The following is a 24,122-nucleotide window of genomic DNA, read 5'->3' as shown; positions in this document are numbered from 1 at the left end:
AGGCTCAGGCCTGCGGCGGGGCATCCTCGCCCGAGGCCTCGGCCGCGTCGGCCTCTGCCTTGGTCGCGTACTGGGCATCCGCGGCGTGCTCCGGCGGCGAGTAGACCGTGTAGAGCACCAGCGGCTCATCGCCGGTGTTGCGGAAGTTGTGCTGCGCGCCGGCTGGCACCGCGCACTGATCCCCCGCCTCGATCGGATGAGACTCGCCGTTGAGGTCGGCCTCTCCGCTGCCGGAGATGAAGGTCAGGATCTGATCCGTGTTCTCGTGGACCTCGTCGCCGATCTCTCCGCCCGCGGGGACCGTCATCAGGACGATCTGTGCATGCTCCCCGGTCCAGATCGTCTTGCGGAAGTTCGAGTTCTCCTTGGCGATGTCCGCAATGGTGAAGTGCTCGACGTTGCCCCCCAGGGCAAAGTGCTTCTCAGTCATGGTGCCTTCCCTTCTCGATTCGTCTCGTGTTCTCCGGTGATGGTTTCGTGGAGCTCTCATCGTCTCCGCTGCGCTCAAGCGCCCTGCCAGCCGTGCTCACCTGCCCGTCGCGCTCAGGCGTCCACGGCTGCGCGGGCCCTGGCAGGGCTCCGCAGCTCTTTGGCCATGGCCGTGGAGTTCCGGTCGTTGCGCATGAGCCGCATGGCGTTAAGGATCACCACCAGCACGGAGGCCTCGTGGACCAGCATGCCGATCGACATGGTCACCCCGCCCGCGAAGACGCCGGCGAGCAGCAGCACGACGGTGGCCAGGGCGATGAAGATGTTCTGCTTCATCACGGCCACCGTGCGCTTGGCCAGACTGATGGACTCAGGCAGCTTCATCAGATTGTCGCCCATCAGCGCGATGTCTGCGGTCTCCACGGCGACCGCTGAACCAGCGGCACCCATGGCCACACCGATGTCCGCCGTGGCCAGGGCCGGGGCGTCGTTGACCCCGTCGCCGACCATTGCCACAGTGTGGCCCTCACGCTGCAGCTGCGCCACCGCCTCGAGCTTGTCCTCCGGCAGGAGCGAGGCGTGGATCTCGTCGATCCCCGTCCGGGCTCCCACGGCTTCGGCCACCAGACGGGTGTCACCGGTGAGCATGACGACCTTCTCCACCCCGGCATCATGCAGCCGGGCGACCATGGCCGGGGCGTCTTCGCGAAGCTCGTCGGCCACGGCGATCACGCCGATGACCTTGGCGTCGACTGCCACGATCATCGGGGTCCTGCCCGCCGCGGCGAGCTTCTCTGCCGCGGGGCCGGCGCCGACGTCGTCGCGCACGCCGTACTGGTCCAGCAGCGGCAGGTTGCCGATCAGCACCCGTTGTCCGTCGAGATCCGAGGCGATGCCCTTGCCAGGCACGGGGGTGACCGCACCCGGGGTGCCCTTCGGTCCGACGCCGGCCTCGACGGCGGAGTCCAGGATGGGTTTCGCGAGCGGGTGCTCAGAGCCGGCCTCGGCGGCCGCGGCCCAGCGCAGGACCTCGGTGCGGTCCAGCGCAGGGTCAAGGACCACCATGTCGGTCAGCTGCGGCCTGCCCTGGGTGAGGGTTCCGGTCTTGTCCACGGCGACCACCGAGATCTTCGCGGAGGTCTCCAGGTACTCGCCTCCCTTGATGAGGATGCCGTTGCGGGCCGCCCGGCCGATGCCTGCCACGATCGCGACCGGGATGGAGATCACCAGGGCGCCGGGGCAGCCGATGACCAGCAGGGTCAGGGCCAGGACCACGTCCTGGGTGATCAGCCAGGTCAGCACGGCCAGCACGATGACCGCCGGGGTGTACCAGCCGGAGAAGCGGTCGATGAACGCCTGGGTCCTGGCCTTGGCGTCCTGGGCCTCCTCCACGCGGTGGATGATCCGGGCCAGCGTGGTGTCAGCGCCGATGCCGGTGGCCAGCACCTGGAGGAAGCCGCCTCGAGAGACCGTCCCCGCGAAGACCTGGTCGGACTTGCCCTTCTCCACCGGGATGGACTCTCCGGTGATGGAGGCCTCGTCGATGGCGCCGGTGCCGGAGACGACGTGGCCGTCCACCGGGACCTTGGCCCCATTCTTCACCAGCACGATCTCACCCATGCGCACAAGGTGGGCCGGGACTTCGACCTGCGCGCCCTCGCGCATCACGATCGCCGTGTCAGGTGCGACCGCGACCAGTTCGGCCAGCGCTGAACGCGTCTTGTTCATGGTGGCCGCCTCGAGGGCGTGTCCGATGGCGAACAGGAAGGTGACCGCCGCGGCCTCCCAGAAGTTGCCGATCAGGATCGCGCCGATGGCTGCGATGGCCACCAGCAGGTCGATGCCGATGACCTTGATCATCAGCGCCCGGACCGCCTTGAGGACGATCCCGTAGCCCGCGACCACCGCGGCCGCGAGCATGAAGAGGTCGGCCAGCACGAAGACGTCGCCCGATCCGTGGGCGTGGGCACCGGCGTCGATCCACCACTGCGGCCCTATGACCGGGTTCCAGGCATCCCCGCCCAGGCGCCCCACCCCGAAGGAGAGGAGGATGAGCACCCCGGAGATGACCGGGACGGTCCAGCTGCTGAGGACCCATTGCTGCAGCCTGTTCACGAAGGCGACCTTTCTGAGAAATCTGTGGCTGTGCGCGAGAGCCGGAACTGCGCCGCGGTCAGCCCGCGATCCTTCGATCGCGGGCCGGGTCCGCTCAGAAGGCGGAGGGAGCGGCCTTGTAACCGGCCTTGGCGATGGCGGCGACGATGTCGTCGGTCGAGGTGACCGACGCGTCATGGTCGACCTCGACGCGCGCGGTGGCGAAGTGGACCTCCACGTTCTCGACGCCCTTGAGCTTCTTGACCTGCTTCTCGATCTTGGCCACGCAGGAGGGGCAGGAGAAGCCCTCGGCGCGGAACGTGGTGTGGGTGGTGGTGGCAGTCGACATGGTGTGCCCTTTCCTCGTCTGTGATCGTCTCTGTCTTCACTGGTACACCTTCACAGTATCCATCGGGGACTGACGGGGCCTTGACGTGCGTCAAGTTGATGAGGATGGGCGTGAGCCTGGGCGTGTCGTCTGCATCGCCGGCGCCCGAAGGGTCGCGCAGCTTTGACCTCGCGGCAGGACCGGGGAGAATCGGTGATCATGCGTACTCTTCCGCTGCGAGCACTCCATCGGGACGAGGTCAGCTGTGTGCGCCGGGTCCCGCTCTTCTCCGGGCTGACCCAGGACCAGCAGGACCTGGTCGGGTCCCTGGCCCGCCCCATGGTGCTCGCGGCCGGGGAGCTGGTGCACGGCTCCGGGGAGCGGACGCACCAGCTGTCCGTGGTGCACAGCGGGCAGATCAAGCTCAGCCGCTCCCTGCCCAGCGGGCACCGCCGCCTGGTGCGGGTGGTCGGGCCTGGGCAGTCCCTGGGAGAGCACGGCTTCCTCACCGGGGGCAGCACGCTCGAGGAGGCCGAAGCGCTGGCTGATGCTCGGCTGTGCGTGTTCTCTCATGACGCCCTCGCCGATCTGATGGCCGAACATCCCAGCATCGGGGTGCAGATGCTGCGCAACCTCGGGCAGCGGCTGGCCGAGGCTGAGCGTCGGCTGGCGCTGAGCACGCTCGACGTCGACGTCCGGGTCGCGGACTTCCTGCTCGAGCAGCCCCTGCTGCGCCGATCCTCCCAGGCCGGGACCAGAGAGGACCTTCAGGACGGAGACTCCCGAGTCCGCCTGCCGCTGAGCAAGAAGGACATCGCGTCGATGCTCGGCACGACCCCGGAGTCGCTGAGCCGGGCCCTGGCACGCCTCTCCGATGACGGGCTGATCACCGTCAATGCTGACGTCATCACCCTGCGGGACATCTCCGGCCTGGAAGAGGTCGTGATCCGCACGTGACGCCCCGCGCAGGTCATCTGCACCAGGTCATCTGCGCAGGTCATCTGAAGGACAGGCTGCGCGGGAGCTGGCTGCGGGACGCCTCGACCTCCCGGGTCATCCGCCGCGCCTCCTCGCGCTCCATCCGGCTCGGACGCATCGCCCGCAGCGCCCACAGGATGCAGGCGAGGTCGACGACCTCCTGCAGCCAGGCGCCGATGATGGCTGGCAGCAGGCCCGCCGCAGCGATGAGCATCAGCAGCACCGACATTCCGACGCCGATCCAGATCGCCTGCCACGCCACGCGCATCGTCCGCTTCCCGATGTGCACAGCCCGGGCGCTGCGCGCGAGGTCGTCCACGGTGATGACGACATCGGCGGACTCGCTGGCGGCGCTGGAGCCGCGCGCACCCATGGCCACCCCGACGTCGGCGGCCGCCAGCACAGGTGCGTCATTGACCCCGTCACCGACCATCATCACCGGCCTGGCTTCTGCGGCACGCACTGCGGCGACCTTGTCCTCGGGCAGCAGCTCTGCTCGCACGTCGTCGATCCCTGCCTGCTGCGCGATGTGCCGGGCGACGTGCTCGCCGTCGCCGGTGAGCATCACGGTGCTTGCGATCCCGGCGCGGCGCAGCGAGGCCATCGTGGCCCGGGTCTCCAGACACAGCTCATCGGCGAGCGCGATGCACCCGGCGTAGGCGCCGTCCACCGCCACGTGCACGCCGCTGGCACCCGCCGGCGGGGGCTCAGTGCGCTCACCGGTCTCTGCGGTGATGAACCGGCCGCTTCCCACGACGACGGCGCGGCCCGCCACCACTCCGCGGACCCCGTTGGCCGGGACCTCGGTGACGTCCTGGGCGCGCGGCACACCGGTGGTCTTGCCCCGGGCGGCCGCGACCACTGCGGCGGCCAGCGGGTGCGAGGAGTACTGCTCGATTCCGGCGGCCAGCGCGAGCATCTGGTCTGGGCCGATCCCGACGGCGTCGACCTCGGTGACCTGGGGCCTGCCGTGGGTCAGCGTGCCGGTCTTGTCGAAGGCAGCGGTCTTCACCCGGGCCAGCTGCTCCAGGGTGCCGCTGCTCTTGACGATGATGCCGTTGCTGGCCGCGCGGGACATCCCCGCCATGAAGGCCACCGGTGCCGCGATGATCAGCGGGCAGGGTGTTGCCACGACGAGCACCTCGGCGGCGCGGGAGGGATCCCCGGAGACCGCCCAGGCCCCGGCGGCGAGCGCCAGCGCACCCAGGGTGAACGGCACCGCGACCCGGTCGGCGAGCCGGACGAAGGGCGCCTTGGACTCCTGCGCCTCGCGCACCAGGGCGATGATCCGTTGGTACTGGGACTCGGAGGCGTTGGCGGCGGCGCGGACTTCGATCGCCTCACCGCCGTTGACGGCGCCGGAGAGCAGCTCCTCCCCCCGGGTGCGTTCCACCGGCAGGGACTCTCCGGTGAGCGAGGACTCGTCGAAGGTGGCCGCGGCGCTCAGCAGCACACCATCCACCGGCACCACCTCGAAGGGCCGCACCAGCAGACGGTCTCCGACCTCGACCTCCTCCACCGGGACATCTTCGGGTCCGCCGCCGGTTCGCAGGCGGTGGGCGGTATGCGGAGCATTCTCCAGGAGCCCGGTCAGCTCCCGGCGGGCGCGGCCGGCGGAGTAGTCCTCCAGGGCTTCACCCCCGGAGAGCATCAGGCACACCACCAGGGCGGCCCAGTACTCCCCCACTGCCACGGTGGAGCCGATGGCGGTGATCGCCAGCAGGTCGATGCCGTAGGTTCCGGCGCGCAGATCCTTGATCATCCGTCGGGCCTGGAGCAGCGCGATGAGCACCGCGAAGCCGGAGATCAGCCAGCGCGCGCCGTCGGACTGGCCGCTGATCTCCAGGACGCCTCCGAGCAGACCGACGGCCACGGTGGCGAGAACCATCGGGTAGCGTGCCAGGCCGAGCGCGGTCTTGCGCATGCCTCATTGATACGCCGGAATCACCCGGCTGTATAGCAAGGCGTCACTGGCCGCATTATGGCCAGCTCTCAGGGGCTATTCCCGGTGCGCCCCCACGAGGGCGTCCCCCTCGGGACGGGAACTGATCCGCACCGAGGCGGGGCCGGCCGAGCAGGACTGGCACTTGGAGAAGGCCGGGTAGAAGACTCCTGCGCCCTCGACGGTGAGCTGGACCTGGGTGCCCGGGGCCAGCGGCACCGCGTTGAGCCGGCGCAGCCGCAGCGGCGAGGCCACACCTTCGAGCTTCACCAGGGCGGTGGTGTCGTGACCGAAGTACTGCGAGCTGAGCACCGTGGCTGCCACACCGTGGTCGCTGAGCGTGATCTGTTCCGGGCGCAGCATCACCTGACCTGTGGCGCCGCGCACGGTCCCGTGGGCGCTGTCCAGGTTTGGGCAGACCAGCTCCACGTTCACGCTGCCCAGGGCGGTGGCGGCGTCCCATGCCGTGCGGGTCTGGCCGGACTGGTGGTCCGGGTGGACTGCGCCGAGCGGGTAGGGGAGCTGACTGATGAGCTCTCCGGGCAGCAGCACCGCATCGCCGAGGAACTGGGCGGTCTCCACGTCGCAGGGCCGGGTGTAGACCTCTTCGGGGGCACCGATCTGGCGCAGCCGCCCGTCCTTGAGCACTGCGACCTGATCGGCGAAGGACAGCGCCTCGTCCTGGTCGTGGGTGACCAGGATGGTGGTGGTCCCGGTGACGTGCAGGATCTCGCGGATCGCCTGCCGGGTGCTCTCGCGCAGCCCAGCGTCCAGGGCGGAGAACGGCTCGTCGAGCAGGATCATCTCCGGCTGCCGGGCCAGCGCCCGGGCGAGTGCGACGCGCTGACGCTGCCCGCCGGAGAGCTGGTCCGGGCGTCGGGCGGCGTGATCTCCGGTGAGGCTGACCAGCTCCAGCAGGTCCGCGACCCGGCGCTGCCGTTCTCGGCGGGGGGTGCCGCGCGGAAGCCCGAACGCGATGTTCCCGGCCACGTCGAGGTGCGGGAACAGCGCCCCGTCCTGGGCGACCAGTCCGATGCTGCGCCGGTGCGCGGGCACTGCCGTCACGTCGGCGCCATGGAGCCGGACCGCTCCGCGCTCAGGCACCAGGAACCCGGCGATCACCCGCAGCAGCGAGGTCTTGCCCGAGCCGGAGGGGCCGACGATCGCCGTCGTCGTCCCGGTCTGCACGCTCAGGTCGATCCCATGCAGGACCGGCTGGTCGCCGAACCGCACCTGGACGCCCGAGACTTCGAGCATCGTGGCACCGGCGTCAGCGACGGTGCCTGCGGGGGTGGGGCCAGCAGCAGGGGTGTCGCGAACGGTGGCATTCATCGGACCTCCTTGAGTAGTCGCGAGATCATCATCCAGGCCGGGACCGCTGCGAGGAGCACGAGCAGCGCGGCGAACGGAGCTGCGGCGGCATAGGACTCGCCGCCGGTGTAGGTCCACAGCCGGGTGGCCAGGGTGTCGAAGCCAGTGGGGCGCAGCATCAGGGTAGCCGGGAGTTCCTTGATCGTGGTCAGCAGCACCAGCAGCGCGCCAGAGAGGATCCCCGGCAGCATCAGCGGCAGCGTCACGCGCAGATAGCCCATGCCGGGGCTGCTGCCCAGGGACTGCGCGGCCTCCTCCAACTCCGGCGGCGCCGAGAGCGCGGAGGCGAGCACCGGTCCCAGGGCCAGTGGCAGCATCAGCGCGCAGTAGGCCAGGGTCAGCATCCACATGGTCTGATACAGCGCGGGGAGCACGGCGATCCCGAGCATCACCACCGAGAGTCCGATCACGACGCCGGGCAGCGAGTGCGCCAGGTAGGCGGTGCGCTCGAGCAGCCGGGCCAGGCGTGAGGGGCGCCGCGCCAGCCACAGCGCCAGCGGAATCGCGATCGCGGTGGTGGCCAGCGCGGCGAGACCGGCTGCCCAGAGCGAGCTCAGCAGCGCCGAGCCGACCTCGGCCAGCGACCCGGGCCGGGAGACCCCGCGCAGGCTCCAGACCAGCAGGGCGGAGAGCGGGACCGCCAGCGCGGTCAGCACCGGCGCCCAGGCCAGCGCGAGGATCGGGAGCCCCCACCGGCCCATGCTGAAACGGGCCGGGCGGGCGCGTCCCTCGCCGGAGAGCGTGGAGTACCGGGTCCCGGTGCGGCGGACCCGGCCTTCGAGGATCAGCAGGCACAGCGTGAAGACCAGCAGCACCGAGGACAGCGCGACCCCGCCGAGCCGGTCGAAGCCCATGGAGAAGCTGGTGAACACGGCCCGCGTGAAGGTATCCACTCGCAGGATCGAGACCGCACCGAAGTCGGCGATGACGTAGATCGCGCAGAGCAGGGTGCCCGCGGTGATCGCCGGCGCGGCCTGCCGGACCGTGACATGGAAGAACGTGTCTACGGGGCCGCGGCCCAGCGCCCGGGCCGCCTCCTCCTGGGCCGGGTCCACCGAGACCAGGGCGGCGACCACCGGGAGGTAGATATACGGGTAGGTCACCGAGGTGATCACGATCGCCGCGGCGAGGAAGCCTTCAAAGCTGGTGCCCGGGTTGATAAGGGCGTTCATGGACTGCCAGCCGAACGCGGCGACGTAGCTGGGTACCGCCAGCGGCAGCGCTGCGGCGACCCCGAGGATCAGCCGCCCCGGGAGCTGGGTGCGGGTGACCAGGAACGCCAGTCCCACCCCGAGGACCAGACAGGCCACGGTGACGGTGCCGGTGAGCGTGAGGGAGGTGTAGGCCAGTCGGGCGCTGCGCGCGCTGAACACGGTGTCCAGGAAGTCCGGCAGCGGGAACTGGGCCAGCCGGATGATCAGGTAGATCAGCGGCAGCAGCGCCACCGAGGTGGCGATGAGTGCGGCGGCGCGCAGCCACAGCGGCACCGCCACGCGCCCGTTCCCTGCGGAGACGGAGCGTGCGGCGGTGCGCGCGGGTGCTTGCAGCTGCGGGGAGATGGGTCAGCCCACCAGACCCGATTCGATGATCATCTCCACGGAGGTCTCCAGGTCATCGAGCTGGTTCAGGTCGATCTCGGGGGCGTCGAGCTCCTCCAGGCTGGGCATGCCCTCGGGCCCGTCGACGCCCTCGATCAGCGGGTACTCCGCGGTCTCCTCGGCGAAGTAGGTCTGACCCTCGGTGCTGAGCATGAACTCGGCCAGGGAGGCTGCAGCGGGGTTCTCGGAGTTCAGCACGCCGACACCTGCCACATTGACCAGCGAGCCGACGTCGCCGTCGTTGAAGAGGTGGTTCGCCACGTTCAGCTCCTCGGGGGACTCACCGAGCTCCTTGGCGCGGCTGTAGAGGTAGTAGTGGTTCACCAGACCCATATCGATGACACCCTCGGCGACGTCGGTGACGATCTCACCGTTGCCCTCGCGGATCTGCGGATCGTTCGCGGCCAGATCGTCGAGGAAGCTCTGGGTCTGCTCCTCGCCCTCGATCTCGCGGTGCGCGGTCACGAAGGACTGGAAGGAGGCGTTGGTGGGGGCGACTCCGACCCGGCCGGTGTAGTCGGCGCCGGTGAGCTCATCCACGCTCGCAGGAAGGTCAGCCTCATCCACGGTGTCGGTGTTGTAGATCAGGGTGCGGACACGGCCGGAGAGACCGACCCACTGATCCTCGGCGTCGCGGTAGGCCTCGGGCACCTGCTCGAGAAGCTCGGCGTCGAGCTCATCGAAGAGGTCCTCGGCGGCCACGGCTCCGAGTGCTCCGGCGTCCTGGGCGAGGAAGACATCGGCGGGCGAGCCCTCCCCCTCCTCCAGGATCTGCGCGGCGAGCTCAGCGGTGTCTCCGTACCGGACCTCGACCTCGATGCCGGTCTCCTCGGAGAAGGTGTCGATCAGCGGCTGGATCAGTTCCTCATTGCGGCCTGAGTACAGCACCAGGCTCTGCGCCTCGGCGCTGGCCTCCCCGCCTTCGGCGTCTGCGTCGGACTCGGCGGTGTCGCCGCAGGAGGTGACGGTCAGCGCGAGGATCGCGCCCAGAGTGACCGCCAGGGAAGTTCTGCGCATAGCTGTGTTCCTTCTTCTCGCATCGCAGGCTCACCCGTCCGGAGCCTGATTGATCTGATCCAAGGTTACCCTAAGATACGCAAGGCCAGTGTGTCTTAATTGAATAAGGCTCTCTATGTAGCGGGGCCTTCGGGTGCACCCGGCACAATGGGACGCGTGATCCCTCTCTTCCTCGACTGTGACCCCGGCATCGATGATGCGCTCGCGCTGGGCTGGCTGTTCTGCCAGGACGACGTCGAGATCACCGGCATTGCGGCGAGCGGCGGCAACGTCTCCACCGCCCAGGTGCTGAGGAACACGCTGGGCTGGCTGCAGCTGGCCGGGCGCACCGACCTGCGTGTGCACGCCGGGGCAGAGCATCCGCTGGCCGGAGTCAGTGAATACGCCGAGGAGACCCACGGCGATACCGGGGCCGGCTATGCCCAGCTGCCCACCGGCGGGATCGCCGGCGGGAACCCCGGCGAGACTCCCGACGGATTCACCGCCGATGCGCTTCCCGCCGCGCAGGCCTGGGTCCGGGCGGCCCACGCTCATCCGGGTGAGCTGATCGGAGTGCTCACCGGACCGGCCACCAACCTGGCCCTGGCGTTGGAGCTGGAGCCCCGGCTCCCGCAGCTGCTCAAGCGGCTCTTCATCATGGGCGGGGCCTTCAACTACCGGGGCAACACCCGGCCCACCACCGAGTGGAACATCAGCTACGACCCCGAAGCCACCAAGGCCGTGCTCGACGCCTTCGGTGCCTCCGCCCGACTGCCGGTGATCGGCCCCATCGAGGCCACCGAGGCGGTGGCACTGACCCCTGAACGGCTGCAGCAGATGCTGGAAGGTCCCTGCTCCGCGCAGTGGTCAGCCTTTCTGGAGCAGCTGGCCGAGGCGCTGCGGTTCTACTTCGAATTCCATGAGAGCGATGGCCACGGCTACCTCGCCCATGTCCACGATCCCTATGTCACCGCCGCCGCAGTTCTGTGGGCGCGGAACCAGGCTCAGCACCAGCCGCAGACCCCGGGCCAGCTCCACCAGGAAAGCCCCTCACCAGCGGCGGAGGCTGACCCAGATTCGTCCGCACCTCCGGCAGACGGGATAATTCCCTGGGCGCGCAAGACCGAGCAGGCAGCGGTCGACGTCGAACTCATCGGCTCCCTGACCCGTGGCGAGACAGTGGCCGATTGGCTGGGCCGCTGGGGCCGTGCGCCGAATGCGGAGATCATCCGCAGCCTGGACGCCGAGGCGTTCCTGGATCACCTCACCACCACCTTGAGAAGAGGACCACAACACCATGACTCACACTGACCCGCACTCTGGGCAGGGGTCCGTCACCGCGGCGGATCCCGGAGAAACCCCGAAGACGCACCCCCAGCAGACCCGCACCCCTGAAGCTCGCACCGCCAAGACTCGCGAAACCGACCGGGCCGGCAACCCGCTCCGCCCCGCTCCCCCACTGTGGTCGGTTCTGGCGCTCACCGCCGGCGCCGCCGTCATCCTGGGCACCTATCTCTGGGTGCTGACCAGCCAGCCCGCCACCCTCGGCGCCGACCTGGGCCACACCACGCTCGGCGTGATGGTCGGCTACCTGCTGGGCGCCGCGCTCATCGCAGCCGGCACGCTGCCGCGGATCCCGCGCAGCGTGCTCGCCCTGATGCCGGTGATGATCGCGCTGAACATCGCCACCGGCCAGATCGTGGGCACCATGACCCCGATCCCGCTCTACCTGGATTCCCTGGGCACCGTGATCGTCGGCGTCATCGCCGGCCCCGCCGCGGGCGCGCTGACCGGGATTCTGACCAACGTCATCTGGGGCGTGACGATCAACCCCACCGTCATCGCCTTCACCGCCGGCTCCGCCTTCATCGGCGCCGCCGCCGGCTGGGCCGCCCGGCTCGGTGGCTTCCGCCGCATCTGGTGGGCCGTGATCGCCGGCGCCCTGGCCGGGATCCCCACCGGGCTGATCGCCACCCCGGTGGCGGCCTTCATCTTCGGCGGCGGACTCGGCGTGGGCACCGGCAGCGTCGTCGCCGCGCTGCAGGGCGCAGGAGCGTCCATGCTGGGTGCTGCCACCATCCAGGGGCTCGGCAGCGACGTGGCCGATAAGGCGATCATCTTCGCGCTCGCCTTCCTGGTGATCGCCGCGCTGCCGAAGCGGCTGCGCAGCCGGTTCCCCTTCACCGAGCACTCTGCGGTGAGGCGAGCCGCCGGGAGCCGCGCCGCTGCGAAGGAGTCCTCCAGGGCGCGCACGACGCCGGAGACCGCAGGATCGTCGCATGCGGCTGCATCCGGCCACTGAGCTGGTCCTGCTCGGCTGTGCGCTGCTGCTCGTCTATGGAGTCCCCTCCCCGCTGATCCCCGCCGCCGTGCTCCTGTGCGCGACGGCCGGGGCGGGGGTCTCCCCGCGGGTCCGGTTCCGCCGCTGGCTGCTGACCCTGGTGGTGCTGGCCGGGCCGATGCTGGTCATGGTCGGCATCATCCAGGGACTCTTCTACCCGGGCGAGCAGGCCGAGGTCCTCGCGGAGTTCGGTCCTGCCGCGGTCACGGTGGAGGGCCTCGCCCTGGCGATCCAGCTCTGGCTGCGGGTCGCCGCGATGGTGGCGGTGTGCGCCCTGTTCGCCTTCGGGTCTGACCCGTCGCGGGCGTTCGACGGCCTGCTCAGGCTTCGCGTTCCGCTGTCTCTGGCCTATGTCTGCGCCGCCGCGATGAGCCTCATCCCGCTCGCCCAGCACCAGGTCCGGGCGGCGCTGGCCGCCCGCTCCGCCCGAGGCTGGGACACCGGCCGACTGCCGGTGCGGGTGCGGCTGCTCACCGGAGTGCTCACCGGGCTGCTGGTCTCTGCGATCACGCAGCTGGACCAGCGCCACGACGCCCTGGCCCAGCGCGGGTTCGGAGAGGCCCCTCGTCCCACCCCCGCGCAGCACTATCCCGGAGGCGCGGTCCAGCGCGGACTGCGCTGGGGCGCCGTCGTGGGCTCGGGCCTGCTGGTGGGGGCCTCACTCGCCGGACTGCTGCCTCTGCCTTCGGCCACCGACCTGCTCGGAGTCCTCGATGCCTGATCCTGCTCCCTCCTCCCCACCCGTGCCGCCGCTGATCCGCCTGACAGACTTCGGCTTCAGCTATCGCGGCGCCGAGACCCCCGCCCTGGAGTCCGTGGACCTGACGCTGTGGCCGGGCGACGCCGTCGCGGTCCTCGGCCGCCAGGGTGCGGGCACCTCCACCTTGGCCCGGGCCGTCGCCGGGCTGCTCGGGGAACACGGCCGCAGCACCGGAGCGCGCGAGCTGCGCGGCGGTGCCGTCCTCGGCGCGCTCCCCTGTGCCACCCCCGGGGCCGGCGGGGGTCACGGGCACAGCGGTGTCGGCATGCTCGGCGACGATCCGGAGGCTCAGCTCACCGGACTGACCCGCACCGTCCGAGAGGAGGCCGCGCTTCCCGGGCGGCTTCTGGGCCTGCCGCTGCATCAGTGCCTGCATCGCGCGGATTCCAGCCTGCAGGCGCTGGGCATCGCGGCACTGGCAGAGCGCGCGCTGGCGACGCTCTCCGGCGGGGAGCGCCAGCTCACCGCCCTGGCCGGGCTGCTCAGCCTCCGCCCGCGCGTCCTGGTGCTCGATCAGCCCTCCCAGGCACTGGATGCTGGGGCACGACGACGACTGGCCCGGTCCCTGCGGGAGTTCCGGGACGCCGGCGGAGCCGTGCTGCTCACCGGGCACCAGCACGATGACCTCACAGCCGCCTGTGACGAGGCGCTGTTTCTGGACCAGGGCCGCCCCTGCATGGCCGGACCGGGAGAGCTGGAGCAGCACGGAGTCTGGGATGCGCGCAGGGCGCCTGTCCCGCGGGACGAGTCTCAGCCTGCGACTCCGGGCCGAGTCCAGACCGCGCTGCTCAGCGTGCGGAAGCTCTCCGTCCAGCGCGAGACCACAAGGGTGCTGGACCACATCGAGCTGGACCTCCGCGCCGGCGAGGTCACCGCGCTGCTGGGCGCCAACGGATCGGGGAAGTCCACGCTGCTCAGCGCGCTGGCGGGACTGCTGCCGGCTGAGCACGGGGTCAGGATCACCGGACCTGGCGGGGTGGAGCTCGCCGAAGAGCCGGCGCATCGTCGGGCCGGCCACCTGGCCTGGGTGGGGCAGGATCCCGGGGACCAGCTCTCCGCGTCGACCGTGTGGGCAGAGCTGCTGCGCGCCGTTCCGCTGGGGACGGGCGGACGGCGGCTGCGGCGTGAGGATCGAGCGCGCGCACAGTCCCAGCGGGTGCTGGAGGTGGAGAAGGCGATGCGAGCCGCAGGGCTCAGCGCGCAGGCCGAGGAGCACCCCTACGACCTGGTGCCCGCGCAGCGCAAGGACTGTGTGATCGCCTCCGCGCTGCTGCTGAAGCCGGCGGTGCTGCTGCTCGATGAGCCCACCCTGGGCCGTGACGCCGCCGGGATGCATCGATTGAGCTCGCTGGTCCGCGGGTTCACCACCGCTGGAGGGGCGGTGCTGGTGGCCACCCACGATCAGCGCTGGGCGGCGGAGATCAGCGATCACCAGCTGGTCCTGCGCTCGGGGCGCCTGCAGCCGGACACGTAGCTGGTCCTGCCTGTCTGGGGTGCGACCAGCTCCGGCACGCCTAGAGCGGCAGCGACTCCCAGGTGTCCACCATGGCGGGGACCACCGAGGCCACCAGCAGACCGGCCATGATCAGGTTGAAGATGAGCATGTGCCTGGGCTGGGAGATGAAGCGGCCCGCACCGACTCCGAGCAGGGTCCACGCCACTGTGCAGGGCGCGCCGAAGGTGCCGGCCACCAGTGCGATCACCACGACCTCGAGCATGAAGGAGTCCCAGAAGCCGGTGAAGGTGCTCAGCGCGGCCACTGAGAGGGTCCAGGCCTTGGGGTTCACGAACTGGAACAGCGCCATCTGGATGAATCCCGGGGGCTTGGCTCCGGGCTTCGGGGCCAGGGCGGTGGGGCCGTTGGCGATCTTGAACGCGAGCCAGAGCAGGTAGAGGATCCCGATGGGGCGCAGGATGTCGAGGATCACCGGCCACTGTTCGAGCACCTGGCCCAGTCCGATTCCGACCAGCAGCATCATGGAGGGGAAGCCGAGGTTCACTCCGAGGATCGCCGGGATCGTCCGCTTGAACCCGTACGCTGCTCCGGAGGCCATCACGATGGTGTTGTTCGGCCCCGGGGTGCCGGCGCCGGCCACCACGAAGAGCATCAGAGAGAGAATCGCCACTGGTCGAGCCTACTCTGCCGGGACGGCGGCGCCCTGCGCCAGGGCGATGATCTCCTCGGTGACCCGTTCGCGCAGCCGCGGGTCGAGCCGCTCGGTGGACAGCGCCTCGTAGAACCACAGCCCGTCCGCGGCCAGCCGCGCGATGAAGCGCTGGACCGCAGCGGCCTGGACGGCGTCGTCGTCGGGGACCTGGGGGTCTTGGGCGCCGTGCGGGTCTCGGGCGTCTGAAGGCTGCGGGACCTCGGGGGGCTGCGGCGCCCAGCGAGCGAAGATCTCATCCCAGGCGGCGTTGGCCACCGGGTCCTCGGAGGCCTCGAGCATCAGCAGCAGCTCTGCGCGCTCGGGATTCTGCGAGAGCCGGACGAAGGCTCGGAAACGCTCGTCGCGGCTGAGCTCGTGTGCGGCGCCTCCGGCCTGGGCCTCCAGCGCCAGCTCCCAGTTCTGCGCCACGTGCCGGTGCAGGCCGAGCAGAAGCTCCTCGCGGGACGGGAAGTGATACAGCAGCCCGCCCTTGGTCATCCCGGCCTCGGCGGCCACGGATTCATAGGTCAGCGTGGTCACGCCCTCGCGCTGGACCACACGGGTGGCGGCGTCGAGGATCTCACGGCGTTTCGAAGGTCGCACAGGGTCGGATCTCCGCTCAGTGGATGCTCAGGTGCTTCTCGGACAGCTGCTCGAATGCGTCTCAGTGATTCTCGGGGTAGGCCTGGGACTCGGTGCCCGGGGTGTAGCGGCGCAGCATCCAGGCGGAGGCGACCGCGGAGAGGACCAGCACCACGGCCACGCCGATCAGCACGCCCAGGTAGGCGACGTCGAAGGCCTCGGCCGCAGCGGCCATCGCCGGAGCGTCCCCGGACTCGAGCACCGCCGCAGGGGCCTGCCCGGCGTGCTGTTCAGCACCGGCGGGCAGCACCAGCACGCGGGTGTAGACGAAGGTCAGCAGACTGCCCAGCAGGGCGACCCCGACCAGACCGCCGAACTCATAGGAGACCTCTTCGATGGAGGCGGCCATTCCGGCCCGGTGCGGCGGCACGTTGCCCATGATGGCCGTCGAGGCCACCGACATGGAGGCGCCCAGTCCCGCGCCGAGGACGCCGAAGCTGATCACCAGCAGCACCAGCGAGTCGTCCACGGCGGCATAGATGGAGCCCAGCGCGCCCACCGCGGCAAGTCCCGTGCCGCCGCCGATCAGCGCGAGCAGCCCTGCCCGGTGCAGGATCGCTCCGCCGAAGAGCGCGAACGGCATCGAGCCCACGGCCAGAGCCGAGACGATCAGCCCGGCCTCCAGCGGGGAGAAGCCCTCGACGAGCTGGAAGCGCTGGGTGGTGCCCAGCTGGACCCCGACGATGGCGAAGATGCTTGCTCCGGCGGCGATGACTCCGCCGCTGAATCCGCGGTTGCGGAAGATCGTGAAGTCCACCAGCGGCTCTGCGGTGCGGGTGAGCCGCACCTGACGCCGGGCGAAGACGGTGAGCATCACGACGGCGACGAGAGTGGAGCCCACGAAGAGCAGCCAGTCCACCGGGGTCGCGGCGATGGTCTTGATCGCCAGGACGGCGGCGGTGAGTCCGATCATGACCTGGGCGGAGGAGCGCCAGTCCCAGCGGCGACCGGGGTTGGCGATGTTCGCCGGCCCGACCACGAGCATGAGCACCAGGGCGGCGGCGACGATGGGCACATTGACCAGGAACACCGAGCCCCACCAGAAGAACTCCAGCAGCACTCCGGAGACGATCGGACCCAGCGCCATGCCGACCGTGGCCACGGCGGCCCAGATGGCGATGGCCATGTTGCGCTCACGCTCCACGGCGAAGGACAGCCGGATCAGCGCAAGGGTGGCCGGCATCATCGCGGCCGCGCCCACCGCGAGCAGGGCGCGGGAGGCGATGAGCATCTCGGAGCTGCCCGAGAACGCGGCGAGGATCGAGGCCACGCCGAAGATCCCCAGGCCGACCTGGAAGATCCGCTTGTGCCCGAACCTGTCCCCCAGCGCGCCGGAGCCGGGCAGCAGCCCCGCGATGACCAGCGGGTAGGCATTGATGATCCAGAGCTGCTCGGAGGAGGAGGCGCCGAGCTCCGTGGTGAGCGTGGGCAGCGCCGTGTAGAGGATCGTGTTGTCCAGGGCGATCAGCAGCAGCGCCGAGGAGACGATGGCGAGCATGGTCCATCGCTGCCATGCGGTGAGGGCATGGCGCTGTGCTGCATGCGCAGAAGGAAGGGTCATCACCGGAGCAACAATACTATACGTCCGGTACAGTTACTGGTGGGTCTGGTCACCCAGCAGGGTGTTCAGACTCTGCAGCGCCGGGGTGATCCGGGTCCGCCAGCGCCAGTCCGCCTTGGGGTCGGCGCGGGAGGGGCCGCCGTTGATCACGCCGATCGGGCGACTCGACTGGTGCATGGTCAGCGCGATCTTGAATCCGCTCATCACGGCCATCGAGCTGCCCACCACCAGCAGCGCGGAGGAGGCGGCGACGAGCTCGTCGACCGCGGCCTTGCGCTCGGCGGGCACCGACTCCCCGAAGTACACGACGTCGGGCTTGAGCTTCTCGGAGCCGCAGACCAGACAGGTGACCATGTGGAACTTCTCCACCCAGGACTGGTCCAAGGTGACGTCGCCGTCGGGGTTGATGTTCTCGGCTGCCGCGAACGCTGCCTCGGCGTATCCGGGGTTCGCCTCCTGCAGCCGGGCGTCCAGCGAGGAGCGGACCTCGCGGCTGCCACAGTTCAGACAGATCACGGAGTCCATGTCGCCGTGCAGGTGGATCACCGGATCCGCCCCGGCGGCGCGGTGGAGTCCGTCCACGTTCTGGGTGATCAGTCCGCTCAGGAGGCCTTCGGACTGCCACTCGGCGAGCAGCCGGTGGGCCTCATTGGGCTCGGCGCGGTGCATCTGGCGCCATCCCACGAAGCCGCGAGCCCAGTATCGGCGGCGCGAGGAGGAGTCGTGCTGGAACTCCTGGTAGGTCATCGGCCGGTGCCGGTGGAGTGAGCCCTGGGGTCCGCGATAGTCCGGGATGCCTGAGTCGGTGGAGACCCCGGCCCCGGTGACGGCGAGGACGTCGCCGCGCTCGAGCATCCGCCTGATGCCCTCTCGGGCGATCTCCTCGGGCTGAGGCTCGGCGGTGTCCTCCACCACCCGTGCTATGGAGCGCAGAGCCGCCCGGTGGGCGTTCTCGACGGGTCTGGTGAAGGCCGCTGGAGTCGTCTCATCCACGGGTCAGCGCCCGTACTTGTCCTCGTACGGGTCAAAGCCGCGGCTGCGCTCGTCGGTGTCCGGCCGGGCTGAGCGGCTGGACGATTCCCTGTCACCTCGAGTTTTGGCGAGCTCCCTCTCAAGAGCAGTCAGGTCGGTGTCCGGAGTGTAATACTTGATCTCCCGAGCCTTCTTCGTAGCTTTCGCCTTCTGACGGCCACGCCCCATAAGCGAGACCCCCTCTGTCTTCTCGTATCCCTCGTGCGATGCCGGGCAGGCGCTATCGCGGGATTAGCTGTATATGAAGTAGTTCGTGATCCCTAGGTTAACATGACTGGCGCTTCGTCGTCGTCCGGTCTGCACTTCCAGCGAGCACGATCACACCTTTCAACACCAAGATGACGTACTCTGTTCCGCACGGTCCAAAGAAAGTATCGACCGCTGCGACAACGCCCTCCGACGATCTCGGTGGCGTGGCAGAAGATGCACCTCAAGCTGAGCCCCTGGCCCCCGCCGTGAACCGCGGGTGTGGCCGCTGCGGGTCCGCTCGGCACGTGCAGCCCCCTCACCCTTCTTCCAGGAGACACCTCCATGTCCATATCTGACCGCGCGGCAACGGCGCCCACGGCACCCACCACCGACGAGATCTTCGCCGCCCACGAGGGCGGCAAGCTCAGCGTCGAGACCACCATGCCGCTGGACTCCACGCGCGCACTCTCCATCGCATACACCCCGGGCGTGGCGCAGGTCTCCCGCGCCATCCACGAGACCCCGCAGCTGCAGGCCACCCACACCTGGGCCGACCGCCTGGTCGTGGTGCTCTCCGACGGCACCGCCGTCCTGGGCCTGGGTGACATCGGACCGGCCGCCTCGCTGCCGGTCATGGAGGGCAAGTCTGCCCTCTTCAAGGCCTTCGGCGGACTCAACTCGATCCCCCTGGTGATCGACACCAACGATGTGGACGAGATCGTGGAGACCATGGTGCGGCTGCGCCCCAGCTTCGGGGCCGTGAATCTCGAGGATGTGGCGGCTCCGCGCTGCTTCGAACTCGAAGCACGGCTGATCGAGGCTCTGGACTGTCCGGTGATGCATGACGACCAGCATGGAACCGCCGTCGTCGTCCTGGCGGCTCTGACCAACGCGGCCCGTGTGACCGACCGCGAGTTCGCCTCGATGCGGGTGGTGATCGCCGGGGCCGGTGCCGCTGGGATCGCGGTCACCGAGATCCTGCTCGGTGCCGGGGTGGGCGAGGTGATCCTCACCGATTCCCGCGGGGTGATCCATGAAGGACGCGAGGGGCTCAGCGAGATCAAGACCCATTACGCCGGGCGCACCAACCGCAGGCAGGTCGAGGGCCAGCTCGCCCAGGCGTTGGAAGGTGCCGACGTCTTCATCGGCGTCTCCTCCTCCAAGGTTCCCGAGGAGGAGCTCGCCCGGATGAACGATCGGGCCATCATCTTCGCGCTCTCGAACCCGAATCCCGAGGTGATGCCCGAGGTCGCACACCGCCACGCGGCCGTGGTCGCCACCGGGCGCTCGGACTTTCCCAATCAGATCAACAACGTGTTGGCGTTCCCGGGGATCTTCCGCGGCGCGCTGGACGCCGGAGCACGCCGGATCACCCAGGAGATGAAGATCGCGGCGGCGACGGCGCTGGCCGACCTCGTCGGAGACGATCTCAGCCCGGAGCACATCGTGCCCTCGGCGCTGGATGACCGGGTGGCCCCCGCCGTGGCGCGAGCGGTGATGGACGCGTCGGAGGTGGAGGTGCCGGGCGCGACGCCGGCGGAGGGCGTCGCGGCCCAGTTGCCGACGTAGCGGCGGCGGCGGAGGTGCCCGAGGTGGACCTGGCTCGGCGAGCGGTGGAGAATTCGCTCTATGACTGATGCACCGCTTCTGCCGGAGTCCGATCTGCCCGAGCTGCGCTGGTGCTCCGCCTCGCTGGAGGGGGTCGGCGCCATCGTGGTGATCTACTCCCCCGAGGACGACACGATCCGCGCGGCCTCCCTGGCCCAGGCCACCGGCGAGGAGCCTGAGGTGGCGGCGATCGGGCGGGTGCTGGAGAAGCTGATGGACCAGCTCGAGGCCCTGGCCCCTGCGACTGCGGCCCGGGAGATGAAGCCGCTGCCCGCAGACAGGGGCCGGGTCGCCGAAGCAGTCGCCGCCTACGCCGCGGGGAGCCATGCCGCGTTGGATGAGCTTCCCGTGGTGCAGCCGGGTTCGGCCTACCGTCAGGACGTCTGGGCGGCGATGCGGGAGATCCCGGCCGGGGAGACGGTCTCCTACGCGGAGCTCGCGCAGATGGCGGGCCGCCCGCTGGCACACCGCGCCGCGGCGAGCGCGTGCGCCAACAACCTGGTGGCCTTCGCGGTGCCGTGCCACCGCGTGATCCGCGCGGACGGCGGCCTCGGCGGCTACGGCTTCGGCGGCATCGAGACCAAGCGCGCCCTGCTCGCCCGCGAGGGCCTGCACCTGACCCGCTGACTATCCTGGGTGGTTGAGTTCTCCGGCGGTTATGTACCGACCGGAGAACTCAACCGGCCGGGCGGGCCGGTGCGAGTCCGCGGCCTTCGGGCCGTGACAGTGTGCTGACCGCTGGTGCAGACTCGGGCTTCTCGGCACAGGAGGACCCATGGTGAGGGAATTGGTATGGACCGGCTTCATGTCCCTTGATGGCGTCGTGGATTCGCCGGGTTCCAGCAGCGAGGGGCACCGCAGCGGGGGCTGGGTGCTCGGCACGCGATTCCTCCCGGAGGCGTTCTCGCTCAAGGGCGAGGAGCTGCAGGAGACGACGGCGCTGATGTTCGGGCGCCGCAGCTACGAGGCCTTTGCCCGGATCTGGCCGGGCTCAGAGGATCATGCCGCGTACCGGGAGCTGCCGAAGTATGTCGTCTCGACGAGACTGGACGAGGACTCGCTGGTCGATGACTGGGGCTCGATCACGATTCTGCGCTCCATCGAAGACATCGCCGCACTTAAGAAGGACGACGGCGGCGCGATCTTCATCCACGGCAGCGCCGCGCTGGCGCGAAGCCTGATGGACGTCGGCCTGCTCGACCGGTACAACCTGTTGATATTCCCCGTCCTGCTGGGCGCAGGGAAACGCCTCTTCACTGCTGAGGACCGCGACGCGACGAAGCTGACTCTGCGCGACTCCGCGCACTACTCCAACGGGGTCCTCAAGGCCATCTACGACGTCCGGCACTGACGTGCTGACCCAGCCACGCCACCTGGGTGGCTGAGTTCTCCGGCGGATACGTACCGACCAGAGAACTCAACCACCCACGATGACGGGTCAGGGCTTCTTGGTGACAGTCAGACCGTGCATGGACTCGCCCTCCAGGGAGAGCTCCTGCCGGTCCACCAGGACGGTGTCGCCGTCCTCGACCTCGCCGGAGAGCAGCGCGCGGGCCAGCTGGTCGCCGATCTCGCGCTGGACCAGTCGGCGCAACGGACGGGCGCCGTAGGCGGGGTCATAGCCGGTGAACGCCAGCCAGTCCCGAGCGGCCTCGGTAACCTCCAGGACCAGACGACGCGCCGCCATCCGCTCCTGCAGCAGCCCGATCTGCAGCTGAACGATTCCACCGAGCTGTTCCATGCTCAGCGGATCGAACATCACGATGTCATCGAGCCGGTTGAGGAACTCGGGCTTGAAGGAGGCGTGGACCACGTCCATGACCCGCTGGTGCTTGATCGTGGTCTCCAGGGTCTGGTCCACCAGGAACTGGGAGCCCATGTTGGAGGTCAGGATCAGCACCGTATTGCGGAAGTCCACCATGCGGCCCTGCCCGTCGGTGAGCCGGCCGTCGTCGAGGACCTGGAGCAGGATGTCGAAGACCTCCGGGTGGGCCTTCTCCACCTCGTCCAGCAGCACCACCGAATAGGGACGACGCCGGACCGCTTCAGTGAGCTGTCCGCCCTGGTCGAAGCCGACATAGCCTGGAGGCGCTCCGACCAGGCGGGCCACAGAGTGCTTCTCGGAGTACTCGGACATGTCGATGCGGATCATGGAGCGCTCGTCGTCGAAGAGGAACTCCGCGAGCGCCTTGGCCAGCTCGGTCTTGCCCACGCCCGTGGGGCCCAGGAAGAGGAAGGAGCCGGTAGGCCGGTCCGGGTCGGAGACCCCGGTGCGGGCGCGGCGGACCGCGTCGGAGACCGCCCCGACCGCCTTGGTCTGCCCGATCAGCCGGGACCCGATGAGGTCCTCCATCTGGAGCAGCTTCGCGGTCTCGCCCTGGAGCAGCCGCCCGGCGGGGATCCCGGTCCAGGCCGAGATGACCCCGGCGATCCCGTCGGCGTCGACCTCGTCGGCGACCATCTTCTTCTCCGGTGCCGGGGTGGAGGCGTCCTCCTCCTCGGCGGCGGCCAGGTCCTTCTCGACCTGTGGGATCTCGCCGTAGAGCAGTCGGGACGCTTCGGCGAGGTCGCCGTCACGCTGGAAGCGTTCGGCGGCGGACTTCAGCTCATCCAGGGTCACGCGCAGCTCACCGGCGCGGTTGAGCTCGCCCTTCTCTGCTTCCCAGCGGGCGGTGAGCTCGGCGAGCTCCTCCTTGCGGTCGGCCAGGTCCTCGCGCAGGGTGATGAGCCGCTCGGCGGAGCCGGCGTCGGTCTCGTTCTGCAGCGCGAGTTCCTCCATGGTGAGCCGGTCCACCACGCGGCGCAGCTCGTCGATCTCCACCGGAGCGGAGTCGATCTCCATGCGCAGCCGGGAGGCGGCCTCGTCGATGAGGTCGATGGCCTTGTCCGGGAGCTGGCGGCCGCTGATGTAGCGGTCTGAGAGGGTGACGGCGGCGACGAGCGCGCTGTCAGCGATGCCCACCTTGTGGTGCGCCTCGTAGCGCTCCTTGATCCCGCGCAGGATCGCGATCGCGTCGGGCACGGAGGGCTCGCCGACATAGACCTGCTGGAAGCGGCGCTCCAGCGCGGCGTCGGCCTCGATGTTCTCGCGGTATTCGTCCAGGGTGGTCGCACCGATCAGGCGCAGCTCCCCGCGGGCGAGCATCGGCTTGAGCATGTTGGAAGCGTCCATGGAGCCCTGCGAGGCGCCGGCGCCGACGACGGTGTGGATCTCGTCGATGAAGGTCACGATCCGACCTTCGGCGGCCTTGATCTCCTCGAGCACCGCCTTGAGCCGCTCCTCGAACTCGCCCCGGTATTTCGCGCCGGCGATCATCGCACCAAGGTCCAGGGAGATCAGCGTCTTCTCGCGCAGGGACTCGGGGACGTCGCCGGCGACCATGCGCTGGGCCAGGCCTTCGACGACGGCGGTCTTGCCGACGCCGGGCTCACCGATCAGGACCGGGTTGTTCTTGGTGCGGCGGGAGAGCACCTGCACCACGCGGCGGATCTCTGAATCGCGCCCGATGACCGGATCCAGCTTGCCCGAACGCGCGATCTCGGTCATGTCCGTGCCGTACTTCTCCAGGGCCTGGAAGGTGTTCTCCGGGTCCGGGGTGGTGACCTTGCGGTCTCCGCGCAGCCCCGGGAGCTCTGCCTTGAGCGCCTGCAGCGTGGCGCCGGCGTCGGCGAGCGCCCGACCGACCGCGCCGCCGTCGGTGGCGGCGCCGATCAGCAGATGCTCGGTGGAGACGAAGTCGTCGCCGAAGTCCTCGGCCTGGGCCTGGGCGGCCTTGATGACGTTGAGTCCGGCGGGTGAGAACTGCGGGGCGGCGACGGAGTCCCCGCTGGTGGCAGGCAGGGACTTGATGATGGCGGAGGCGCGGGTGCTCACGGCGTCGGGATCAGCTCCGGCGGCCTTGAGCAGCGCGACAGCCATGGACTCGCGCTGGTCCATCAGCGCCTTGAGGATGTGCGCCGGTTCCACCTGCGGATTGCTCGCGGTGTTGGCGTTCATTGCGGCCGCAGAGACGACCTCCTGCGATTTGGTCGTGAGCTTGACGTCCATGTCTTCCCCTCCCAGTGCTAGTTGACGCCGGTTGCACGACGGCGTCGAATAAACTTGA

Annotated in this window: 21 protein-coding genes; 8 read left to right on the top strand and 13 right to left on the bottom strand. The window is 69.6% G+C overall.

Features of this window, described 5'->3' with window-relative positions:
* Positions 1–4 precede the first annotated feature (4 nt).
* The 3 genes from HNR24_RS11555 to HNR24_RS11545 all read right to left on the bottom strand — a co-directional run bounded on the left by HNR24_RS11555 (position 5) and on the right by HNR24_RS11545 (position 2,872).
* Positions 5–430, bottom strand: coding sequence for a cupin domain-containing protein (locus HNR24_RS11555; RefSeq protein WP_058889562.1), 426 nt, complete (start codon positions 428–430; stop codon positions 5–7).
* A gap of 113 nt (positions 431–543) precedes the next feature.
* Entirely contained in the window at positions 544–2,544 is a 2,001-nt protein-coding gene (locus HNR24_RS11550) for a heavy metal translocating P-type ATPase (RefSeq protein ID WP_106123557.1), read from the bottom strand.
* Between the two features lie 94 nt (positions 2,545–2,638).
* Complete coding sequence (locus HNR24_RS11545) at positions 2,639–2,872, bottom strand: heavy-metal-associated domain-containing protein (RefSeq protein WP_106123558.1); 234 nt, start codon at positions 2,870–2,872, stop codon at positions 2,639–2,641.
* 198 nt (positions 2,873–3,070) lie between these two features.
* On the opposite strand from HNR24_RS11545, the gene HNR24_RS11540 reads away from it, so the two are divergent.
* On the top strand, positions 3,071–3,808 hold the full coding sequence (locus HNR24_RS11540) for a Crp/Fnr family transcriptional regulator (protein ID WP_157075521.1): 738 nt from the start codon (positions 3,071–3,073) through the stop codon (positions 3,806–3,808).
* Positions 3,809–3,848: 40 nt separating this feature from the next.
* On the opposite strand, the gene HNR24_RS11535 is transcribed toward HNR24_RS11540, so the two are convergent.
* From HNR24_RS11535 to HNR24_RS11520, 4 genes are all read right to left on the bottom strand, one after another.
* Positions 3,849–5,753, bottom strand: coding sequence for a heavy metal translocating P-type ATPase (locus HNR24_RS11535; protein WP_182495856.1), 1,905 nt, complete (start codon positions 5,751–5,753; stop codon positions 3,849–3,851).
* A gap of 75 nt (positions 5,754–5,828) precedes the next feature.
* Positions 5,829–7,103, bottom strand: a complete 1,275-nt coding sequence (locus HNR24_RS11530) for an ABC transporter ATP-binding protein (protein WP_182495855.1) — start codon at positions 7,101–7,103, stop codon at positions 5,829–5,831.
* Positions 7,100–8,635, bottom strand: coding sequence for an ABC transporter permease (locus tag HNR24_RS11525; protein ID WP_058889557.1), 1,536 nt, complete (start codon positions 8,633–8,635; stop codon positions 7,100–7,102). Before HNR24_RS11525 ends, HNR24_RS11530 begins: the two co-directional genes overlap by 4 nt.
* A 69-nt stretch (positions 8,636–8,704) precedes the next feature.
* The gene (locus HNR24_RS11520) at positions 8,705–9,757 is read right to left on the bottom strand and encodes an iron ABC transporter substrate-binding protein (RefSeq protein ID WP_058889556.1); all 1,053 of its coding nucleotides are present in this window, start codon (positions 9,755–9,757) and stop codon (positions 8,705–8,707) included.
* Between the two features lie 147 nt (positions 9,758–9,904).
* Between HNR24_RS11520 and HNR24_RS11515 the strand changes: the two genes are divergently transcribed.
* Genes HNR24_RS11515 through HNR24_RS11500 form a run of 4 tightly spaced genes read left to right on the top strand, consistent with a single transcriptional unit; the run spans position 9,905 to position 14,311 of the window.
* Positions 9,905–11,047, top strand: coding sequence for a nucleoside hydrolase (locus HNR24_RS11515; protein ID WP_058889555.1), 1,143 nt, complete (start codon positions 9,905–9,907; stop codon positions 11,045–11,047).
* Positions 11,034–12,038: an ECF transporter S component gene (locus tag HNR24_RS11510; protein WP_058889554.1), complete on the top strand. Its 1,005-nt coding sequence runs from the start codon at positions 11,034–11,036 to the stop codon at positions 12,036–12,038. Before HNR24_RS11515 ends, HNR24_RS11510 begins: the two co-directional genes overlap by 14 nt.
* Positions 12,016–12,798 carry an energy-coupling factor transporter transmembrane component T family protein gene (locus tag HNR24_RS11505; RefSeq protein ID WP_058889553.1) on the top strand — a complete coding sequence of 261 codons (783 nt, stop codon included), beginning with the start codon at positions 12,016–12,018 and terminating at the stop codon, positions 12,796–12,798. The genes HNR24_RS11510 and HNR24_RS11505 overlap by 23 nt, the downstream gene beginning before the upstream one ends.
* Positions 12,791–14,311, top strand: a complete 1,521-nt coding sequence (locus HNR24_RS11500) for an ATP-binding cassette domain-containing protein (protein WP_182495854.1) — start codon at positions 12,791–12,793, stop codon at positions 14,309–14,311. Before HNR24_RS11505 ends, HNR24_RS11500 begins: the two co-directional genes overlap by 8 nt.
* Positions 14,312–14,351: 40 nt before the next feature.
* Here HNR24_RS11500 and HNR24_RS11495 read toward each other — a convergent pair whose 3' ends face one another.
* The 5 genes from HNR24_RS11495 to HNR24_RS11475 form a co-directional block, all read right to left on the bottom strand.
* Positions 14,352–14,963 carry a LysE family translocator gene (locus HNR24_RS11495; RefSeq protein ID WP_058889551.1) on the bottom strand — a complete coding sequence of 204 codons (612 nt, stop codon included), beginning with the start codon at positions 14,961–14,963 and terminating at the stop codon, positions 14,352–14,354.
* A 9-nt stretch (positions 14,964–14,972) separates the two neighbouring features.
* Positions 14,973–15,587, bottom strand: coding sequence for a TetR/AcrR family transcriptional regulator (locus tag HNR24_RS14325; protein WP_058889550.1), 615 nt, complete (start codon positions 15,585–15,587; stop codon positions 14,973–14,975).
* A gap of 61 nt (positions 15,588–15,648) precedes the next feature.
* Positions 15,649–17,187, bottom strand: coding sequence for an MFS transporter (locus HNR24_RS11485; RefSeq protein ID WP_058889549.1), 1,539 nt, complete (start codon positions 17,185–17,187; stop codon positions 15,649–15,651).
* A gap of 33 nt (positions 17,188–17,220) precedes the next feature.
* Positions 17,221–18,180, bottom strand: coding sequence for a Sir2 family NAD-dependent protein deacetylase (locus tag HNR24_RS11480; RefSeq protein ID WP_058889548.1), 960 nt, complete (start codon positions 18,178–18,180; stop codon positions 17,221–17,223).
* A 3-nt stretch (positions 18,181–18,183) separates the two neighbouring features.
* Positions 18,184–18,387 carry a DUF3073 domain-containing protein gene (locus HNR24_RS11475; protein WP_182495853.1) on the bottom strand — a complete coding sequence of 68 codons (204 nt, stop codon included), beginning with the start codon at positions 18,385–18,387 and terminating at the stop codon, positions 18,184–18,186.
* A gap of 363 nt (positions 18,388–18,750) precedes the next feature.
* Between HNR24_RS11475 and HNR24_RS11470 the strand changes: the two genes are divergently transcribed.
* From HNR24_RS11470 to HNR24_RS11460, 3 genes are all read left to right on the top strand, one after another.
* A complete protein-coding gene (locus tag HNR24_RS11470) occupies positions 18,751–19,977 on the top strand; it encodes an NAD(P)-dependent malic enzyme (RefSeq protein WP_182495852.1) in 1,227 nt (408 codons plus the stop codon).
* 60 nt (positions 19,978–20,037) lie between these two features.
* Positions 20,038–20,643 (top strand): methylated-DNA--[protein]-cysteine S-methyltransferase, encoded by a 606-nt coding sequence (locus HNR24_RS11465; RefSeq protein ID WP_058889545.1) that lies wholly within the window; start codon positions 20,038–20,040, stop codon positions 20,641–20,643.
* A gap of 148 nt (positions 20,644–20,791) precedes the next feature.
* Positions 20,792–21,367: a dihydrofolate reductase family protein gene (locus HNR24_RS11460; protein ID WP_058889544.1), complete on the top strand. Its 576-nt coding sequence runs from the start codon at positions 20,792–20,794 to the stop codon at positions 21,365–21,367.
* A gap of 87 nt (positions 21,368–21,454) precedes the next feature.
* Here HNR24_RS11460 and clpB read toward each other — a convergent pair whose 3' ends face one another.
* A complete protein-coding gene (gene clpB / locus HNR24_RS11455; protein ID WP_182495851.1) occupies positions 21,455–24,064 on the bottom strand; it encodes an ATP-dependent chaperone ClpB in 2,610 nt (869 codons plus the stop codon).
* Between the last annotated feature and the right edge of the window lie 58 nt (positions 24,065–24,122).

Origin of the sequence: Nesterenkonia sandarakina (assembly GCF_014138825.1) — a bacterium.
Taxonomy (GTDB): domain Bacteria; phylum Actinomycetota; class Actinomycetes; order Actinomycetales; family Micrococcaceae; genus Nesterenkonia; species Nesterenkonia sandarakina.
Note: the sequence above shows the minus strand (reverse complement) of the source record. Positions and strands in the feature narration are given on the sequence as shown.